This is a genomic window from Faecalibacterium hattorii (assembly GCF_003287455.1).
Taxonomy (GTDB): Bacteria; Bacillota; Clostridia; order Oscillospirales; family Ruminococcaceae; genus Faecalibacterium; species Faecalibacterium hattorii.
In genome coordinates, this window is record NZ_PRLC01000001.1 from 84,265 (window position 1) to 103,213 (window position 18,949).

Consider the following 18,949-nt stretch of genomic DNA (forward strand, 5'->3'; position numbering starts at 1 on the left):
CTTTGCTCTCAGAATGGTAAATCATTTTTCAGTTTTTCGATCGTGCTTTTTGTAACGCTCTCTGCTAACCCTTCGTACGGATCAAAATTCAAATAATCCTCGATTGGCTCCTCAAAGGCAGTGACATAATATACTTCCAGACCGTCATCTGTTTGTTGCTTTGCATAGCTGAAATCGATCCAACAATTGTCCCACATTTCGTTCATGTAGTCGATGCTCCAGCCCCGACCGTTCAGTTCCGGAATGAAGTCAAGATTAAGGTATCCGTATACGTCATTCAGTGCAATATAGCCATTGACATTGAAGTCGCGGTTTGCTTCATAGAACGCCGTCAGAAGCTCAGCTTCCGTTGCATGAAAATATCTTTTTCCGATAGGGTCATAGCAAAGCAGCTTTTCGGTTGCGGCATTCTTGACTGTCTGATCTTTTTCCGCCATCTCGATGGATTTGGCAGTCTCGAAGATCTCATCTTCCTGTTGATCGCCAATGGTTCGCCGCACCTGCGCCCGGTAGGTCTGACACGTCCTTCCCAGCGCCATATATGCCGCGGTCAGGCTTGCGAGCTGCTTCTTGTTCAGCGCGTTGGAACCCAGAATGCACGCAATGGTGCCACCGCCCAGAATCACTGCCGGTACGTAGGCCTTCCAGCATACCAGAACGATTTGCTTCTTTGTCGGTGGCTCCTCCACAATGCCCTGTTCATCTTCGTTGTATTTTCGCAAGGCTTCGTCCACTTCGAGCAGATGCTTCGCCTTCGTGGTTGCCCGGCCAGTCTCAATGGCTGTAGCCACAACACCCACCGATGCCGCCACCGCCAGAATAGTCCCGCCGTGCTTACGTAAGAATCTCGCGCATGCTTTCGTCAGTTTCATGATGTTCAACCTCCATTTTGAAAAAAATTAAAGAGCCTACGATTTCTCGTAAGCTCTCGCCTTTACAATTAGCTCTTAGATTTGGTGTAGTATTTCACTGCATTTTCAATCAGCCATCTTGGAACATCCCTAAACGTGCACTTTGCTACATAGAGCAACGCGTCTGCGCCAACATAGTTTCCCCTATCAAAAAGTTCTTTCCATGCGCATACATATCCGCATACTCCTCCATATACCAATGCTCCACATCCAAGAAGCCCAATCGCTCCAATCTTCAATGCTTTTTTCATAAGTTATACCTCCAAAATATAATTCCGAGACTAATCATCTCATAAAGCATCGAGATTTTTTCGCGTCAGATCACATGATTCTTCTTCAAAATATCTACGAGCTGTGCCTTGGTCACCTCGGCGTCCAGCTCCAGATGCACCTTCATTTTCTGCTCCTTTTCAGACCAATTCGCCTGTGCATCCTTCAGCTCCAGCTCAACACCGGGAAATTGCTTTTTCAGCATCTTATTGATGATCTGCGAGATGATGCGGCGCAGAAAACTCGACCGGATCAGCATAATGTCCTCCATGATGTAGTACCTCCAAAAATATAAATGAAAAAGAGAATGGGCCTAGAACCCATAACCTCCACCCGAAAGTGGCGCTCTACCAATTGAGCTATCTCCTCCATAAAGGCAACTGAAATTTTCGCGTCTGAAAAAGATAAGAGGGCGTGATCTTTCAGATATTGTCCTCTTCCAGATTGCTCTCTTGCATCTCTTTCAATGCCTTCTTCTCGTTCCACTTTGCCCATGCTGCAAATGCACCAAGGATTGCCGACGACAATCCCGCACCAACTCCGCAGCACTTAAAATAAGTACCCCAAGTCCAAGGTTTGTTCATAAAGTTCTTAATAGCTTTCATCATAGTTTTTCTCCTTTCAATGTAAGCCCTCTTACCTCCATAATAGAAGCTGTATTTTTCGCGCCGAAAAGAAAGAGCCCATGCTTTCGCATCAGCTCTTCTCCGGGACGGCCCAACTCAAGTTGTGTTCAACCGGTCTATCGTCAAATATCAGTCTTTCGACGGCCGGAATGCCCGACACAACAGCCATACAATAACGGTTACAATCGCCATTGCAATTGCTGTCATAATCATCTGCCCAACCGTAATCGAATAATTCCAAATTTTCTTAAAAATAGATTCGTTCATATTACATTCTCCTTTTCTTGGGCCTTTATCCCATAAAGCACGGAGAATTTTTCGCGCCTAGATCAAACTCCTGTCAAACACAGTCTCCCACCGTTCCCGTTTGATGGGCTTCATGCGCAGGGCCCACATGATCTGTCGGACGGTCACAGTCGGATATTCTCCATTTTGATTTCTCCGCTTGGCGTGACTGTCAAAGTATTCCTTGAAGCCATTTCGCAGATAAATTTTGTCGGTCAGCCAAGGGTCGATGGCACTCCAGTACGTTGCTTTTGTCTTCTCATTGTACCGCTGTTGGATGACACATAGTCCTTTCGAACCCTCCCGGTACAGCGTGCATACACGGTACACCGGATGATTGCAGCGGTAGACACTTCCGTAGTAGCTCGTCCATTCGCGGGGCGGCATTTCATGATATCGCATAAAAAATAAAGAGAGCCCGCAGCTTTCGCCACGAACCCTCCTCGGTTCCTCCTTTACTTTCTGTCCGTAAAGCCTCGTTTCATTTCATGGAGTCCATCGCTAATTGCTCTGGAAAGCTGCGTCACACCGCCAGCCTCAAGGATCGACCAGTAAATCGTCATAGCGCCCGTTCCCAGAAACGTCACGCAGCTCAGTCCGAACTTTGCCCATTCAAGGCGACGCGCCTTCGCAGCCTTTTCCTGATCGTTGATGACCTCTTGGCCCTTACGCCGTTCTTCATCTTCTTTCAGATTCTGGTCGCTCTCCTGCGCCTCTGCCTTGATCTGCATGTCGTACAGCTGCAACGCTGCCTTCGCCGTGTTCGCGTACTCGTCCGTACCCGGTTCCAGATCCTTCAGTTTTGCCAGCGATTGCTTCGCCGCTTCCTTCAGCAATTCTTTGTTTTCGTAGTTTTCCATTTTGAATTTCTCCTTTACAAAGTAATTTCGGAGTTTCCTCCATGAAACAGCACGTTATTTTCGCGCCGTAATTTTCTTGACCCGAAGCACGACCTTCTCGTCTTTTGTAAGGCTTTCAGGGTTCATGTCAAGGTCAAGGAACATGTAGTTCGGTGCGTCCTCGTCTCCCGGCGCGATCACAAGGTTTCCTGCCGTGCGTTGGTCTTCGCTGAGCTGGAACCCGATCGCCACACCGACGAGGAGGGCCATGCCAAAGATCAGGATGCCAAAAATCAATCCAAGTTCTGCGTTCATTTTGAATTCTCCTTTGTACTACTATAAAGTGGATTTCGGTCGTTTGCGTGATGAAAAAATAAAAGAGCCTACGATTTCTCGTAAGCTCTTACGCCTTAGATGTCGTTTCGAATCAGGAATAAATCATTCTTGCTTCGAGTTGCTCTCACAATTCCTCCTGCCCGGATCAATGTAATTGCATTTACATAAGCCGCGCGTGCATTTTTTGCATCCTTGTATTCGTCTGTATTCACATACATCACTTTCTGGTTGCTTTCAATAAACACCCGCACCTTATCCATTGCGTTCACATAGCCCCGGTCAAAGTTCGTCTTTACTCGATAGTACATAAATATCAATCTCCTTTCAAATTCCGGAAGACATCTCTTCCATAAAGCGCGGAGATTTTTTCGCGTTGTTTCGAAGCATTCTATGCTAGGTTAGAAAATTCTATGCAAAAAGAAAAGAGCGTATGTTTCCATACACCCGTTTTCCGGTAGAATCCATCAGCGGATACCACACCGAACATCATTCAGCATGAGGAGTTCCTCTCCTTCGTTCCAGCCAGCATACGGGTCGCTCATCGACTCGTTAAATGCCTTCAGGATCGAATTCATCATTTCCTCAAAACCATTCACAATATTCTTCAGCATAGTAGTTTCCTCCTATAATTGGTTTATTTCTTCCATAATAGGAGCCGAAATTTTCGCGTCTGCGTAAAAAATAAGAGCCTGCGTTTCCACAAGCTCCATTTTGATTCAGTGTTTTTTCTTTGTTCTTTGCTTCACCTCATTTGTCTTTGCTCCGATCAGTTTTGCAATCCTGACCAAGATCACAACGATCAAAATCCAGAGAATCAAATTAAACATTTTTCATACCACCTTTCTCATAAAGGCGGCTGTATTTTTCGCGTCATCCGCGTTCTTTGCTGAGCAGCCAGAAGAAATGGCGATAATATTCGTAGTAAAGTTCCCGGCAGCAAGGACAGCCGTTAGCTCGCAGTGCATCGTAGCCGACGCCTTCGGTCACGCCTTTTAATAAGTACGGAGAGATCGCCGGGTCGATTTCTGGCAGACAGCTCTCCAAAATATCAATGTGGCCGGAATAGTACACCCGCGCCAGTGCTTGCCGCTCCGTCGGGTTTGAGGGAGGATTCCCTTTGAGCACACCGGAAATATCATTGGGTGGCACATGCCATGCGTCGATCAGATTGAGCGCTTTCTTCCAATCGTAATACTGGCGGCAGAAGTGCTTCAGCTCATAGTAGCGCTCTGCCGGGATGTAGTAGGGGTTCCTTCTCGAAAGTTTGGCCCGTTCCCCTTTCATTTTTCGCCCCTCCATTCAAAACCGGTCTGTTCATAAAGGAGCTTCGGCGAAATATAATAGTTGATCCGCCCGTACTTCGAGTTCATCTGCTTCATGCCGGTAACCGGCACGCCGTTCCGCGTCGCCTGTCCGATCGGCAGCCATCCGGAAATGATCCCGGCTCTTACCCATGAAGGGTCACGTCCGTACACCTTTGCTGCCACTCGTACCGGAACTGAGCCAAATTCTAATCTAGGATTGTCCATTTTATCTTACTCCTTTTTACTTATTCTAAGTGCATTTTTCTGCATCTTAGGTTCAAAAGGATATTACCTGATAACCCGGTCGTCCGCGTGATGCTTTTTTCCTTTTTCCGCTTGAGGGATTGACAATTGAAAGGCTATCGTATACCCTAGAATCGCTTTTCACCCTGAAAAGCAGTCTATTTTCTAAAATACTAGGAGGTTTTTATGCTCATACTCTGTCCAGAGTGCGAAATGCAAGTCAGTGATAAGGCTGTGTCCTGCCCCCACTGCGGTTATCCGCTTCGATCAAAACAGTCTCCCCCGCCCAAGAAGAAACACATGCGTCTTCCCAATGGATTTGGGCAAATCTGTGAGATTCGAGGGCACAACCTACGCAAGCCATTCCGCGTAACACTCACTGTTGGAAGAACTAACGAAGGTAAACCAATCACCAAGCCGCTCCGGCCAGTTGCCTATTTTGAAACCTATAATGAGGCCTACCAAGCGCTCGTCAAATATCATGCTCACCCGTTCGACTTGTCGAACAACATGACCATGCAAGACTTGTACGATGTGTGGATCACGACCCGAAAAGGAAAAGTGGACAGCTCGACTCTTGCTCGCTATCGAACCGCTTGGAGTTACTCCGAATCCATTCACAATATGCTTGTCCGTGATGTCCATATTCCCGATATGCTCAACTGCATTGAGCACGGAACTATCACCATCGGCGGAGAGGTCCGGACGCCCAAGAATAACTCCATTAACTCTATGAAGACGCTCTATAACCTGTTGTTTGACTATGCAGTTTCCATCGAGATCGTCGATAAAAATTATGCCCGGTTGTTTAATGTAGAAAGCGGCTATGTCCGGAGTCCCACTTGTCATATGGCCTATACTTCAGAAGAACTCGATCTTCTCTGGGCTAACGTTGATAAGCACCCGATCATCGATATGATCCTAATCCAATGTTATTCAGGCTGGCGTCCGGGTGAAATGTGTGAGCTGCTCATGAAGGATATCGATCTGGAGCGCGGCTGCATGATGGGCGGATTAAAAACAAAAGCGGGGATCAACCGGACAGTCCCGATTCATCCCCGCATTTTCCATTTGGTGAAAGCCCGCTACGAAAAAGCACTCGCTGCAAACTCACCCTATTTATTTTTTTCGATTCGAATGAAAAGCAATGGCCCGACTCGGCCAAAAGGCGAGCTGATGCAAATGCGCTACTCCGCCTTTCAAGAGCAGCTCGTCGAAGAAGTTATTCCTCTTTTGTCTCTCAATCCTGCACATAAGGGACATGACGGCCGCAAGACTTTTGTTACAATGGCGAAGGCCGCTGGCATTGATGACTTTGCTATCAAGCGCATCGTCGGCCACTACATCAAAGACCTGACGGAGCGTGTTTATACAGAGCGTAGCCTGAAATGGCTCAAAAGTGAGATAGAAAAGATCCCCTGATCATATACTCCTTCTCCATCTGCATGAAGGGAATGTATACGAGTGACCCAATCCTCCCTACACTTTATCCAATCCGTATATCACGATTTTTCCGTATCCACGTTCATTTCCTGCTGTTCCTTAGATAGAAATAGTATTGGCAACGTCCACCAGCACGGGGTCGAGGCTCTTGGTCATCTCCAGTGCCTCATCCACGGGGTAGTCCACCAGATGCTCCCCCTTCATGCCGACGATGCGGTTATACTTCCCCTGCTCCAACAGGCAGACGGCGTGATAGCCCATTGCGGAGGCATTCACGCGGTCACGCAGGGTGGGAGAGCCGCCGCGCTGGACGTGGCCCAGAATGGTGGCACGGGTGTCGATGCCGGTGCGGGCCTGAATCTCGTTGGCGATCTCCTGCGAGTGGCCGATGCCCTCGGCAACGATCACGATAAAGTGACGCTTACCGGTGCGCTGGGTCTCGGTGATCTTATCGAGGATGTCGTGCTGCATGTCGAATTCCTTCTCCGGCAGCAGGACCGCCATAGCGCCCGAAGCAATGGCGACGTTCAGAGCGATGTAACCCGCGTTGCGGCCCATGACCTCGACGACACTGCAGCGGTCGTGGCTCTGGGTGGTATCGCGGAGCTTATCGATCATTTCCAGTGCGGTGTTCATAGCCGTATCGTAACCGATGGTGTAATCGGTGCAGGCAATATCGTTGTCGATGGTGCCGGGCAGACCGATCATCGGGATGCCGCGGTGTGCCAGCTCGCGGGCACCACGGTAGGAACCGTCGCCGCCGATGACGACCAGCGCATCAATGCCCAGTTCGCGGCACTTGGCCGCGCCCTTATCCTGACCTTCCTTGGTCTTGAACTCCAAGCAGCGGGCCGTGTAAAGGATCGTGCCGCCGGCCTGAATGATGTTGGAGACACTGCGCAGATTCATTTCAAAGCATTCGCCGTTCAGCAAACCATTGTAGCCGCGCTGAATGCCGATCATCCGATAGCCCTTGTGCAGACCTGTACGCACCACCGCACGAACTGCGGCATTCATGCCGGGGGCGTCGCCGCCGCTGGTCAACACACCGATCGTTTTGATTTGCTTTTCCATAAGAGAGATTCCCTCCAATTGTTTCTTCATTCACCTTGGAGCAGCGTTCCCTTCTATCAAACGCCGTTCCTTTGCTTTGCTCATCTTGCATGACTTGCCTTCAAATATTATAGCACAGATTTCCCGTGAATCCAATACCTTTTTGAGACTCTGTTAAACTTTTATTGAAGTCTGCTTTTAAACGTTTCTGCGACCGATTTTAAGTTTTCACTCTTTGTAAGATTCGTTTCTTGACATGTTATTTTGTTGCAATGTTCTTTTCGCCGACCACGCGCCGCAGCTCCTCAAAGAAGAGCGGATGGCCCGACGTGTACAACCTGCGCGGGGCTGCCAGCTTCTGTTTGGTGTCCTCCAGATAGAAGATGACCGGCATATCACCGTCAAAAATCTCCAGCAGATTGATTACCTTCGCGTATTGCGGGCAGCTGCGGGAAGGCAGCCGGATATACAGCCGCCGGGCCGCGTCCCGCATAGGATCGGGGCGGTTCGCCTGTGGGTTCTTCGGGTTGTAGCTTTCAATGGGCGAGATCGTCTCAGCCATCAGTTTTGCGGCCTCATCCTCGCGGACGGACAGCCGCCCCTCGATGACGACGACGGCGTTTTCCTTCAGCACATCCCGGAATGCGTCCAGCACTTTGGGGAAGACGATGACCTCCATCGTGCCGGTCAGATCCTCGACGCTGGTAAAGGCCATCATGTTGTTGGACTTGGTGGTCATCATCCGGCTCTTGACGACGGTGCAGACGATGCGGACATGGGCATTGTCCAGCCCATGTGCCTCCTCGCCGGTCAGAGCCTTGATGGAATGAGTGGCAAACTTCGCCGACTGCTCACGGTAAGCGTCCAGCGGGTGCCCGGAAAGGTACAGACCGCTGACCTCCTTTTCCTGCTGGAGCAGTTCGGTGTGGGTATATTCCGGCAGATGCTTGATCTCATACGCCTTCTCGGCGGCAGGCTCTGCACCTCCGCTCGTCAGCGAGAACAGGTCGATCTGGCCTTCCAGATTCCGCTTGGCGTCACTTTCCACGCTCTTGATCACGCCATCCACGGCCTCCACGAGGCTGTGGCGGTTCTCCCCCATGCTGTCGAACGCACCGGCCTTGACGAGGCTTTCCACGGCCCGGCGGTTCATTTCGTTGCCGTACAGCCGCTTGCAGAAATCGTACAGGCTGGTGTAGGGGCGATCCTCGCGCTCGGCCACGACCCGCTCCACGAGGTTGCGGCCGACACTCTTCACCGCGTTCAGGCCGAAACGGATCTGCCCGTTCGCATCGGCGGTAAAACCGCCATTGGAAACATTGATATCCGGTGGAAGGACCTTGATGCCAAGGCGGGCGCACTCGCCAGAATACTCGATGACTTTATCGGTATTATCCAGCACGCTGGTCAGCAGCGCCGCCATAAACTCGCTGGGGTAATGGCACTTGAGGTACGCAGTCTGGAATGCCACATAGGCATAGCACGCCGCATGGCTCTTATTGAAGGCATAAGACGCAAAACTCGACATCTCATCGTAGATCTCATTGGCCACTTTCTCGGAGATGCCGTTGGCAACACAGCCGGGGCATTCGTGGCCCGGCTCGGTGCAGCCGTGGACAAAATGCTCCCGTTCCGCCTCCATCACGGCGTGCTTCTTTTTGCTCATGGCGCGGCGGACATTGTCTGCCTGTCCGAACGAGAAGCCCGCCAGTTCCCGGAAGATCTGCATGACCTGCTCCTGATAGACGATGCAGCCGTTGGTGACGTCCAGAATGTGCGCCAGCTGCGGTGTCTTGTAGCTGATCTTGTCCGGTTCATGGCGGTTGCGCAGGTAGGTCGGGATCGAGTCCATGGGGCCGGGGCGGTACAGGCTGATCAGAGCGATGACATCTTCAAGGTTCTGCGGCTGCAGACCGGCCAGAACCTGCTTCATGCCCGAAGATTCGAGCTGGAACACGCCCTCCGTCTCACCCTGCCCCAGCATCTTGTAGGTGTCCGGGTCATCGTAATCGAGCTTTGCAACGGAAAAGTCCGGGTCCTTTTTCTGGACAGCCACTTCGGCGTCCCGGATGACGGTCAGGGTGCGCAGACCGAGGAAGTCCATCTTCAGCAGACCCAGCTCCTCGATCTCGGTCATATTGAACTGGGTCACGGGGAGACCGTCGTTGGTGGCCAGCGGCAGATAGTAATCCGTCGGCTCCGGCGTAATGACAACGCCAGCCGCGTGGGTGGAGGCATGGCGCGGCATTCCCTCCACTTTCAGGGCGGTGTCGATCAGCTCCGTCACCTTCGGGTCGGTGTCATACATCCGCTTCAGCTCCGGCGAGACCTCCAACGCGCGTTTCAGCGTCATTTTCAGCTCCATCGGGACCTGTTTTGCCACCACATCCACGTCCTGATACGGCATTCCCATCACGCGGCCCACGTCGCGGATGGCGTTGCGGGCGGCCATGGTGCCAAAGGTGACGATCTGTGCCACATGGTCGGCACCGTATTTGCGGTTGACGTAGTCGATGACCTCCTGCCGGCGCTCGTAGCAGAAGTCCACGTCGAAATCGGGCATACTGACACGTTCCGGGTTCAAGAAGCGCTCGAAGATCAGGTTGTAGCGGATAGGGTCGATGTCGGTGATGCCGACGCTGTAGGCCGCAATGCTGCCCGCGCCGGAACCACGGCCGGGGCCCACCGGAATGCCCTGACTCTTGGCGTAGTTGATATAATCCCAGACGATGAGGTAGTAGTTGGTGTAGCCCATGGTTTTGACCACACCGATCTCGTACGTCAGGCGATCCTTGTTGGCTTGCGGGACATGGGGGCCGTACCGGCGCTCCAAGCCATCCCAGCAGAGCTTTTCAAAGAACTCCTGATTGTCCATCCCATTCGGGGCTTTGTAGTAGGGGATCTTGGTGTGGCCGAACTCGAAATCAAAATTGCACTGATCTGCGATGATCTGGGTGTTGGAGCAAGCCTCCGGCACCATGGCGAACAGATCATACATCTCATCCGTCGTCTTGACGTAGAATTCGTCGGTCTGGAACTCCATTTTGTCGGCGTCCTGCATGGTCTTGCCGGTCTGGATGCAAAGCAGGATGCTCTGCATCTTGGCATCGTCCCTGCGCAGATAGTGAGCGTCGTTCGTAGCCGCCATGGGGATGCCTGTTTCCCGCGCCAGCTTGATGAGCTGGGGCAGAACGATGGTGTCCTCTTCAAGGCCGTGGTCCTGCAGTTCAATGTAGTAATTGCCCTCGCCGAACAGGTCACGGTACCACAGCGCCGTCGTCTTGGCGCGCTCATAGTCACCTGCGAGGATGGCTTGGGGGATCTCGCCTGCAAGGCACGCCGACAGGCAGATCAGGCCCTCATGGTACTGCTCCAGCAACTGTTTGTCCACACGGGGCTTGGAGTAAAAGCCTTCGGTAAAGGCCGCCGAGACCATTTTGATCAGGTTTTTGTAGCCCGTTTCGTTTTTGCACAGCAGGATCAGGTGATTGTTGCCGTCGATCTTGTTGACCTTATCGAAACGGGTGCGGGTGGCAACGTAGACTTCGCACCCGATGATGGGCTTGATGCCCGCCTTTTTGGCCGCCTTATAAAACTGCACGCAGCCGTACATCACGCCGTGGTCGGTGCAGGCAATGGCGGTCTGGCCGCACTCCTTCACCCGATCCATCAGTTGATCGATGCGGCATGCGCCGTCCAGCAAGCTGTATTCCGTATGGATATGGAGGTGAACAAACTCCCGCCCAAGGTGATTGTTTTCGCTGATCTCGGTCAATGCTGTCCCTCCTGTTCCATACGCTCCCGCATCGACTGCGCGAGGGCTTCCAGTTTCTTCATCCGGTGGGAAAGGCCGGATTTGCTCACCGGCGGGTCAAAGCAAGCGCAGAGCGCCGCCAGCGAGAGATCCGGGTTCTCCATCCGTTTGGCAGCCGCTTCCTGCAAGACCTCCGGCAGAGTTTCCAGCGCCTTTTGTTCCTGCAAAAAGCGGATCGCTTTTAAAGTTTGTGCGTTGGCACGCGCCGTTTTGCCCAGATTGGCGGTATCGCAATTGGTGTGGCGATTGATCTGGTTGCGCACCTGCTTCATGGCTTTCTGCGCCCCGATCTGCTGCGCCGCCTGTGCCGCACCCATAAACGCCAGAATGCGCTCCACGTTGGCGCAGCTCTTGACGTAAACGAGGTTCACACCGTTGCGGCGGGTGCGGTGGGGCGCAAATTCATGCTCGGCCAAAAGGGCTTCGAAATCCTTGGCAAGGTTGGTGCGGCTCGTCAGAAATTCGAGATTGTATTCTTTCTGTGGGTCGGTCACGGTGCCGCTGCAGAGGAAGGCCGCGCCGATGTAGGCGCTGACGCAGGTCTGGCAGCGGATCAGCTTGGGGTCGATCTGTAAGCTTGTCTCGCTGCCGGTGGTGCCGAACAGCTCATGCAGCCGCACCACCTGTTCCGGCTCCCGGATGCCAAATTCGTACACCACGCCGCTGGGGCGGCTTTTTTCGGTGATGGTTCCCTGCACGCCGCAGCGGGCAAACAATTGCTCGGCCACGCGGGCGGTCAGTTCCTGCTCGGTCTGGAGCACAAGGCCCTTGGCGTCGAAATACTTGGCAAAACAGGCGATGCCGTAAGCCGCCGCGCGGACACAGCAGTCCTTTTGCAACTGCAAACTGCGCTGCGCGATCTCTTCCCGCGCTTGGGATGCAAAACTCATGTTTCTTTCCTTCTTTTTCTGCCGGTCAGCGGGAAGCGTCACGGTGCTGGACGCCGGGCTGATAGCCAAGCTTCTCACAGTATTCCGCGATCTTCCGCGCAAAGGTGATGGAGCGGTGCTTGCCGCCGGTACAGCCCACCGCAATGGTCAACTGGCTTTTGCCCTCTTTCACATAGAGCGGCAGAGCATATTCCAAAAATGCCTCGTACCGGCGCAGCAGCTCCTGCGCCTCCGGGTGGCCCATCACAAAATCCACGACCTCCTGATCGAGGCCGGTCTTGAATTTCAGCTCCGGCACATAGAAGGGATTGGGCAGACAACGCACATCCAGCACAAGGTCGGAATCCGCCGGGACGCCGAACTTGAACCCGAAGGACATGATGGTGAGCCGCATGGCATTCTTTGCCCCGCCGTTCTGTACAAAGAGTTCGCAGATGCGCTCCTTGTTCTGCGCCGTGGAGAGAAGGGCCGTATCAATGATATAATTTGCGCGCTCCTTGAAAGGGCGGAGGATCTGGTGCTCTTTCTGGAAGGCTTCCCGCGTGGAGATGCCCTCGGCAATGCTGATCGGGTGGCGGCGGCGGGTCTCGCTGTAGCGGCGCATCAGCACATCGTCCGGTGCGTCCAAGAAGAGGATCTCGTAGGAGATGCCCTGCTTGTCCAGCAGACCCAGCGCCTTTTCGATCTCCTCGCTGGAGCGGCAGCCGCGGACGTCCATCGACAGGGCGACCCGCTTGAGCTGATTGTCTCCAGCCATGGAAAAGGCGGTGATGCTCGGCAAAAGCTCCGCAGGGACGTTATCGATGCAGAAAAAGCCGATATCCTCCAGCGCGTTCATTGCCACAGACTTTCCCGCGCCGGAAAGTCCGCTCACGATCAGAAGCTCCATACTTGTTTCCTCTTATGCTTTTACGACACGAATTTCTTTTTCCAGTTCGTACCCGGTCTTTTCCTTTACAATGGCCCGCACCTCATCGCACAGCGCCAGAACGTCGGCGCAGGTCGCGCCGCCCATGTTTACCACAAAGCCGCAGTGCTTCTCGCTGACGGCAGCGCCGCCGTGGCGGTAGCCCCGCAGACCGCACTGGTCGATAAGGGCCGCCGCGAACGCACCCGCCGGGCGCTTGAAGGTGCTGCCCGCGCTGGGTTTGTCCAGAGGCTGCTTTTCCACCCGCTTGGCCATCAGCTCGTTCATCCGGGCACGGATGGCTTCCGGGTCGCCCCGTTTCAGGTGGAACTGTGCACTCAGGATGCAGCCGCCGTTTTCCTCAAAGATGCTGTGCCGGTAGGCAAGGTCCAGCTTCGCGGCCTCCTCCGTCACGATCTGACCCTCTTGGGTCAGATAGGTCACCTTATCCAGCACGTCCTTCATCTCGCCGCCGTAGGCACCGGCGTTCATGTAGACGGCTCCGCCGACGGTGCCGGGGATGCCGTAGGCAAATTCCAGCCCGGTCAGGCCGTTTTCCAGCGCCCCAGCGCACAGAGCCGAAAGCTTCAGCCCCGCACCGGCTGCCACGGCATCGTAGACCTCGCCCGGCGCGGCACCCGGATGACAGACGTTTTCCAAAATGCCGATTCCCATTTTCAGAGCGGTGGTGTCAATGACAACACCGCGGTATCCGGTATCCTCAAACAGGATGTTGCTGCCGTTGCCCAGCAGATAATACTTCACGCCGCATTCCCTGCACAAGGCGATGGTACGGCAAAGCTGCTCTTCGGTCTCCGGCTGGGCGAATACATCCGCCGGGCCGCCGATCTTAAAGGTACAGTGGGCGGCCAGCGGCTCATTTTCCCGATACGCGATGCCCTCAGCCCGCAGCTGTTGTTTCAGTTGTTCCATAAACTCGTTGTTCCTCTTTTCGGGTGTTATTCCATGGTGCCTTCCAAGCCCAGCCGGATGAGCAGCTCCTTCGCGGCGTTATAGCCCATCTTCTTCTGGCGGTTGTTGATGGCGGCCGTCTCCAGCACAACGGCAAGGTTGCGTCCCGGCGAAACAGGGATGCTGGTGCTGGGGATGTTGACGCCCAGAATTTCGTAGTATTCGCTCTCAAGGCCGGTACGCTGGTAATTCTTGGTTGGGTCCCAAGCCTCCAACTGAACGACCAGATCGAGGCTTTCGCTCACCTTGACCGCGCCCACACCGAACACGCGGGCCACGTTGACGATGCCGATGCCGCGCAGTTCGATGAAGTGGCGGATGTTCTCCGGAGCCGTGCCCATAATCTGCCGGTTGGAGACTTTGCGCAACTCCACAGCGTCGTCGGCCACAAGGCGGTGGCCGCGCTTGACCAGCTCAATGGCCAGCTCGCTCTTGCCGATGCCGCTGTCGCCGAGGATGAGGATGCCTTCGCCGTACACTTCCACCAGCACGCCGTGGCGGGTGATGCGGGGGGCCAGCTCCAAGTTCAGCACGCTGATCAGGCTGCCCATCAGGGTGCAGGTCGTCTCATTGGAGCGCAGCAGGGCCACGCCGTGCTTCTTGGCCAGTTCCTGCATCTCCGGGAAGGGTTTCAGCTCCTCGCTGCGGCCGACGATCACGGCCGGCGGCTGCTGGCGGAACAGCTGGTCCAGCGCTTCATAGCGCTTTTCCGGAGAAAGGCCGGACAGAAAATTCATCTCGGCCAGACCCATGATCTGCAGCCGAAGCTTATCAAAATAATCGTAGTAGCCTGCCAGAAACAGACCCGGACGGTTGACTTCCGCGATCTCAACGCTGATGTTTTCGAGGTCCTGCGGCGCATAGACCACATCCATGCTGACTTTTTCGGTCAGCTTCTTGAGCGAAACGGTAAAATTCGCCATCGTTCTTCCTCCTGCGTAGTTTCCTCTCTGCGGGTCACACATCTGCCCGCAGACACTCCTTATTTTATTATAAGCGAAATGGTTTCGGATTACAATGTTTCTTTTGAGAAAAGTCCTATGGTTCCGCCCTTGCATCCTCCCGGATTTTCTTTATAATAGGAAGTACCACCCCGTAGGCGGAAAAAGTCCGTCATTTTACATGAGTTTTACATTTCCCCGATTTCCGATTTTACATTCCGTGCTTATACTCACAAATAGGAGAATTTCACGTCAACTAAAAGTGAGGAAAGCACATATGACAGTCTTCAACCTCTTTTCGCTTCTGGGCGGTCTTGCTCTGTTCTTGTTCGGCATGGACATCATGGGCAAGGCACTGGAAAAACAGGCGGGCGGCCAGCTCCAGAAAATCCTGAGCAAGCTGACCGATAACCCCCTCAAGGGCTTTTTCCTTGGCCTCGGCGTCACCGCCGTGATCCAGTCCTCCAGCGCCACCACCGTTATGGTGGTCGGCTTTGTCAACAGTGGCATCATGGAGCTGCATCAGGCCATCGGCATCATCATGGGCAGCAACGTGGGCACCACCGTCACCAGTTGGATCCTGAGCCTTTCCGGCTTGCAGGGTGACAGCTTCTGGATCACGATGCTCAAGCCCACCTCCTTCAGCCCGATCCTCGCCTTCATTGGCATCCTGCTCTACATGGGCAAGAACGAAAAGCGGAAAGGCATCGGCACGATCCTGATCGGCTTTGCCGTTCTGATGACCGGCATGACCACCATGTCCAGCGCAGTGGCTCCGCTGCAGAACGAGACATGGTTCACCAACCTCTTCGTCCGTTTCTCCAACCCCCTGCTGGGCGTTCTGGTGGGTGCCATCGTCACCGGCATCATCCAGAGTTCCAGTGCCAGCGTCGGCATCCTGCAGGCCCTCAGTTCTACGGGCGTTATCACCTACGGCAGCGCCATCCCCATCATCATGGGCCAGAACATCGGCACCTGCGTCACCGCGCTGATCTCCTCGGTGGGTGCCAACAAGAACGCCCGCCGCGCTGCCATGGTGCACTTGTACTTCAACATCATCGGCGTGACCCTCTTCCTCGCCGTGTTCTACGGCCTGAATCTGGTGCTGGACTTCTCCTTCATCAACGAAACGGTGACCCCGTGGGGCATCGCCGTGGTCCACTCCATCTTCAACCTGACGGCCACCGCTGTGCTGCTGCCCTTCGCAAACGGGCTGGAAAAGCTGGCGATTCTGACCATCCCCGACGATGCCGAGAAGGAGAGCTTTGCTCTGCTGGATGAGCGTCTGCTCAAGACCCCCGCCGTTGCCGTGGAGCGCGCCCGCGCCGCCACCGCCGAAATGGCCGAGCTGGCCCGCGTCGGCGTCGTTCAGGCCATGAGCCTGACTCATACGTGGGATGACAGCCTCGCCCAGAAGGTCCGGGATGAGGAGCAGAAGGTGGACCAGTACGAGGATGCCCTCGGCACCTACCTCGTCAAGCTGTCCAGCCGGGAGCTGAGCCACGCCGACAGCCAGAGCGTGAACACCCTGCTCCACACCATCAGCGATTTCGAGCGCATCAGCGATCACTCCGTGAATCTGCTGAGCTCGGCCGAGGAGATCCACTCCAAGAATATTGAATTTTCCAAGGACGCCCGCGAGGAACTGCAGGTGCTGGAAGGTGCGGTGCAGGATGTGCTGAGCCGCACCACCGACGCCTTCCGTAAAGACGACCTGCACCTTGCCGGGAAAGTCGAACCCATGGAGACCGTTGTGGATGAGCTGGTGCGTGCCATCAAGGCGCGGCATGTGGCCCGTCTGCAGGCGGGCAGCTGCTCCATCGAATACGGCTTCGTGCTTGAAGATCTGCTCACTAACTACGAGCGCGTCTGCGATCATTGCAGCAACGTCGCCGTGGCCCAGATCGAGGTGGCGCAGGACAGCTTCGACACCCACGCTTACCTGAACGATCTCCGTTATGGCAACGACACCAAGGAGAGCGAGCAGTTCCGCCGCCGTCTGGACCGCTACCGCGAGCGCTATCTCTTCCCGGACGGCGAGCCCGCTGTGGCCAGTGAAAAGGAGGAACCCAACAAATGATCTATATCGTAGAGGATGATGCAGCAATCCGGGAGCTGGAGCAGTACGCGCTCCAGTCCAGCGGATACGAGGTGCAGAGCTTTGAATCTTCCGAAGGCTTCTGGCAGGCTATGCACGCCGCCGAACCGGAGCTGGTGATCCTTGACGTGATGCTCCCCGGTGAGGATGGCTTTTCCATCCTGAAAAAGCTGCGCAACACCCCTTCCCTGCGTCGGCTGCCCATCATCATGGTCACCGCAAAGTCCAGCGAGCTGGACACCGTGCGCGGGCTGGACTGCGGCGCCGATGATTACATCACCAAGCCCTTCGGCATCATGGAGTTTCTGAGCCGGGTGCGGGCTGCGCTGCGCCGCTCGGCTCCGGAGGAAAAGACCAACGTTTACGCCTTCCATGAGATCTTGCTGGACAACGCCCGCCACAGCGTGACTGTGAACGGGGCCCATGTGGACCTGACCTACAAAGAGTACAGTCTGCTTCGGCTGCTGCTGGAAAACACGAACCTCGTCGTGACCCGCGAGACCATTTTGCAGGTGGTGTGGGGCACCGACATTTCGGTGGAGAGCCGCACCGTGGATATGCACATCCGCACCCTGCGCAAAAAGCTGGGCGATGCCGGGAAGTACATCTGCACCGTGCGCAAGGTCGGCTATAAGCTGGCCGACAGCGAGGAGGAGAGCGAAGAATGAAACCACGGAGCATGGAAGAAAAAATCAGCTACCGGCTTTTCCTGATGGGCTTTGTCGGGCTCGTCTGCACCGCCGCGCTCTGCATCTTCGTGTTCCATAAGGCGTTCCGGGAACAGGCATGGGCCGCGCTGGAAAATGAAGCGGATCTGGTTGCTGCCGGCTGTGAGCAGATCGACACACCGAGCCAGCTTTCCTCCTACGTCAACTCCAATCTGCGCATCACGCTGATTGCATCGGACGGCACGGTGCTGTTTGAGTCCGCAACGAGTCAGCAGATGGAAAACCACCTTTCCCGCCCGGAGATCCAAGCCGCTATGCAAAAGGGCGTGGGCCGCGACCGCCGCGACTCGCAGACGCTGGGCTACGAGACCTATTACTACGCCATGCTCCTGCCGGACGGCAACATCCTCCGGGTGGCGCAGGACTCCGAGACCATCTGGTCCATCTACGATGCGGCCCTGCCCGCCATCATCCTGAGCTGTATGCTGATGATGGGAGCCGCCGCCATCATGGCCGGGCTGCTGACCCGCAGCCTTGTGCAGCCGATTTTGAAGATGACGGACGACCTCGAACACATTCAGGAAAATGTTCCTTACAAGGAGCTGATCCCCTTTGCGGAGAGCATCCATTCCGACCGGCTGCTGCGTGAAAACAACGAGAAGATGCGGCAGGAGTTCACCGCCAATGTCAGCCACGAGCTGAAAACGCCGCTGACGAGCATTTCCGGCTACGCAGAACTGATCGAGACCGGCATCGCGAAGCCCGCCGATGTGCCGGAGTTTGGCCGGAAGATCCATGTAGAAGCCAGCCGGATGATCCAACTGGTCAACGATATTCTGCAATTGTCCCATCTGGACAACGTCTCCGAAAGCCACGATACGCCCCAGATGGAGACGGTCGATCTGCTGGACGTTGCCAAGGAATGCGTCGAACGCCAGAAGGTCAACGCGCAGAAGTCCTTCATCTCCCTGACCTACATCGGCGAAAGCGCCCCGATCCTTGGCAGCCGCAGCTTGCTGGATGAGTTGTGCCAGAACCTGTGCGACAACGCCATCCGCTACAATCACCCCGGCGGCAAGGTTCAGCTTATCACCGCGTGCGCGCGGGACGGCCACTGTTCCCTGACCGTGAAAGACAACGGCATCGGCATTCCAAAAGAAGCCCAGTCCAGCGTTTTTGAACGGTTCTACCGCGTGGACAAGAGCCGAAGCAAGGCGACCGGCGGCACCGGTCTGGGACTGGCCATCGTCAAGCACATTGCCCGCATTCACAACGCCCGCATCAAGCTGGAAAGCGAAGTGGACGTCGGCACGACCATTACCGTGATCTTCGAGACCGCACACTGAACC

22 protein-coding genes and 1 tRNA gene are annotated in these 18,949 nt (G+C 54.8%); 4 read left to right on the plus strand and 19 right to left on the minus strand.

Annotated features, from left to right (window positions below; translation table 11 throughout):
- Nucleotides 1-8 precede the first annotated feature (8 nt).
- The 13 genes from C4N23_RS00505 to C4N23_RS00550 all read right to left on the minus strand — a co-directional run bounded on the left by C4N23_RS00505 (nucleotide 9) and on the right by C4N23_RS00550 (nucleotide 4,796).
- Nucleotides 9-872, minus strand: coding sequence for a DUF6353 family protein (locus tag C4N23_RS00505; RefSeq protein WP_112143295.1), 864 nt, complete (start codon nucleotides 870-872; stop codon nucleotides 9-11).
- A gap of 68 nt (nucleotides 873-940) precedes the next feature.
- Nucleotides 941-1,162, minus strand: a complete 222-nt coding sequence (locus C4N23_RS13765) for a hypothetical protein (protein WP_146746461.1) — start codon at nucleotides 1,160-1,162, stop codon at nucleotides 941-943.
- Nucleotides 1,163-1,227: 65 nt separating this feature from the next.
- The gene (locus C4N23_RS00510) at nucleotides 1,228-1,452 is read right to left on the minus strand and encodes a hypothetical protein (RefSeq protein WP_112143297.1); all 225 of its coding nucleotides are present in this window, start codon (nucleotides 1,450-1,452) and stop codon (nucleotides 1,228-1,230) included.
- Between the two features lie 28 nt (nucleotides 1,453-1,480).
- A tRNA-OTHER gene (locus C4N23_RS00515) sits at nucleotides 1,481-1,550 on the minus strand.
- 53 nt (nucleotides 1,551-1,603) lie between these two features.
- On the minus strand, nucleotides 1,604-1,789 hold the full coding sequence (locus C4N23_RS00520) for a hypothetical protein (RefSeq protein ID WP_112143299.1): 186 nt from the start codon (nucleotides 1,787-1,789) through the stop codon (nucleotides 1,604-1,606).
- 147 nt (nucleotides 1,790-1,936) lie between these two features.
- Nucleotides 1,937-2,074 (minus strand): hypothetical protein, encoded by a 138-nt coding sequence (locus tag C4N23_RS13915; RefSeq protein ID WP_181567047.1) that lies wholly within the window; start codon nucleotides 2,072-2,074, stop codon nucleotides 1,937-1,939.
- A 57-nt stretch (nucleotides 2,075-2,131) separates the two neighbouring features.
- Entirely contained in the window at nucleotides 2,132-2,494 is a 363-nt protein-coding gene (locus C4N23_RS00525; protein ID WP_112143301.1) for a hypothetical protein, read from the minus strand.
- 53 nt (nucleotides 2,495-2,547) lie between these two features.
- A complete protein-coding gene (locus C4N23_RS00530; protein ID WP_112143303.1) occupies nucleotides 2,548-2,952 on the minus strand; it encodes a hypothetical protein in 405 nt (134 codons plus the stop codon).
- A gap of 54 nt (nucleotides 2,953-3,006) precedes the next feature.
- Complete coding sequence (locus tag C4N23_RS00535) at nucleotides 3,007-3,246, minus strand: hypothetical protein (protein ID WP_112143305.1); 240 nt, start codon at nucleotides 3,244-3,246, stop codon at nucleotides 3,007-3,009.
- A gap of 95 nt (nucleotides 3,247-3,341) precedes the next feature.
- Nucleotides 3,342-3,575 (minus strand): hypothetical protein, encoded by a 234-nt coding sequence (locus C4N23_RS00540; RefSeq protein ID WP_112143307.1) that lies wholly within the window; start codon nucleotides 3,573-3,575, stop codon nucleotides 3,342-3,344.
- A gap of 156 nt (nucleotides 3,576-3,731) precedes the next feature.
- On the minus strand, nucleotides 3,732-3,878 hold the full coding sequence (locus C4N23_RS13920; RefSeq protein ID WP_158577531.1) for a hypothetical protein: 147 nt from the start codon (nucleotides 3,876-3,878) through the stop codon (nucleotides 3,732-3,734).
- Nucleotides 3,879-4,137: 259 nt separating this feature from the next.
- Nucleotides 4,138-4,551, minus strand: a complete 414-nt coding sequence (locus C4N23_RS00545) for a hypothetical protein (RefSeq protein WP_112143309.1) — start codon at nucleotides 4,549-4,551, stop codon at nucleotides 4,138-4,140.
- Nucleotides 4,548-4,796 (minus strand): hypothetical protein, encoded by a 249-nt coding sequence (locus C4N23_RS00550; protein WP_112143311.1) that lies wholly within the window; start codon nucleotides 4,794-4,796, stop codon nucleotides 4,548-4,550. The genes C4N23_RS00545 and C4N23_RS00550 overlap by 4 nt, the downstream gene beginning before the upstream one ends.
- 204 nt (nucleotides 4,797-5,000) lie before the next feature.
- Between C4N23_RS00550 and C4N23_RS00555 the strand changes: the two genes are divergently transcribed.
- Entirely contained in the window at nucleotides 5,001-6,236 is a 1,236-nt protein-coding gene (locus C4N23_RS00555) for a tyrosine-type recombinase/integrase (RefSeq protein WP_112143313.1), read from the plus strand.
- A 120-nt stretch (nucleotides 6,237-6,356) separates the two neighbouring features.
- Here C4N23_RS00555 and pfkA read toward each other — a convergent pair whose 3' ends face one another.
- The 6 genes from pfkA to hprK all read right to left on the minus strand — a co-directional run bounded on the left by pfkA (nucleotide 6,357) and on the right by hprK (nucleotide 14,816).
- Nucleotides 6,357-7,331, minus strand: a complete 975-nt coding sequence (gene pfkA / locus C4N23_RS00560) for a 6-phosphofructokinase (protein ID WP_055188118.1) — start codon at nucleotides 7,329-7,331, stop codon at nucleotides 6,357-6,359.
- Between the two features lie 238 nt (nucleotides 7,332-7,569).
- Entirely contained in the window at nucleotides 7,570-11,085 is a 3,516-nt protein-coding gene (locus C4N23_RS00565) for a DNA polymerase III subunit alpha (RefSeq protein ID WP_181567048.1), read from the minus strand.
- On the minus strand, nucleotides 11,082-12,014 hold the full coding sequence (gene whiA, locus C4N23_RS00570) for a DNA-binding protein WhiA (RefSeq protein ID WP_112143315.1): 933 nt from the start codon (nucleotides 12,012-12,014) through the stop codon (nucleotides 11,082-11,084). The genes C4N23_RS00565 and whiA overlap by 4 nt, the downstream gene beginning before the upstream one ends.
- Nucleotides 12,015-12,039: 25 nt before the next feature.
- Nucleotides 12,040-12,903 carry an RNase adapter RapZ gene (gene rapZ / locus C4N23_RS00575; protein ID WP_055188122.1) on the minus strand — a complete coding sequence of 288 codons (864 nt, stop codon included), beginning with the start codon at nucleotides 12,901-12,903 and terminating at the stop codon, nucleotides 12,040-12,042.
- 12 nt (nucleotides 12,904-12,915) lie between these two features.
- A complete protein-coding gene (gene murB / locus C4N23_RS00580; RefSeq protein ID WP_112143317.1) occupies nucleotides 12,916-13,854 on the minus strand; it encodes a UDP-N-acetylmuramate dehydrogenase in 939 nt (312 codons plus the stop codon).
- Nucleotides 13,855-13,880: 26 nt separating this feature from the next.
- Nucleotides 13,881-14,816, minus strand: coding sequence for an HPr(Ser) kinase/phosphatase (hprK, locus tag C4N23_RS00585; RefSeq protein ID WP_112143319.1), 936 nt, complete (start codon nucleotides 14,814-14,816; stop codon nucleotides 13,881-13,883).
- 295 nt (nucleotides 14,817-15,111) lie between these two features.
- Here hprK and C4N23_RS00590 point away from each other — a divergent pair, with 295 nt between their 5' ends.
- The 3 genes from C4N23_RS00590 to C4N23_RS00600 are packed head-to-tail and all read left to right on the plus strand — an operon-like array spanning nucleotide 15,112 to nucleotide 18,946.
- Nucleotides 15,112-16,914, plus strand: a complete 1,803-nt coding sequence (locus C4N23_RS00590; protein WP_112143321.1) for a Na/Pi cotransporter family protein — start codon at nucleotides 15,112-15,114, stop codon at nucleotides 16,912-16,914.
- Nucleotides 16,911-17,600 carry a response regulator transcription factor gene (locus tag C4N23_RS00595; RefSeq protein ID WP_112143323.1) on the plus strand — a complete coding sequence of 230 codons (690 nt, stop codon included), beginning with the start codon at nucleotides 16,911-16,913 and terminating at the stop codon, nucleotides 17,598-17,600. The genes C4N23_RS00590 and C4N23_RS00595 overlap by 4 nt, the downstream gene beginning before the upstream one ends.
- Nucleotides 17,597-18,946: a sensor histidine kinase gene (locus C4N23_RS00600; protein WP_112143325.1), complete on the plus strand. Its 1,350-nt coding sequence runs from the start codon at nucleotides 17,597-17,599 to the stop codon at nucleotides 18,944-18,946. Before C4N23_RS00595 ends, C4N23_RS00600 begins: the two co-directional genes overlap by 4 nt.
- The last annotated feature ends 3 nt before the right edge of the window (nucleotides 18,947-18,949 follow it).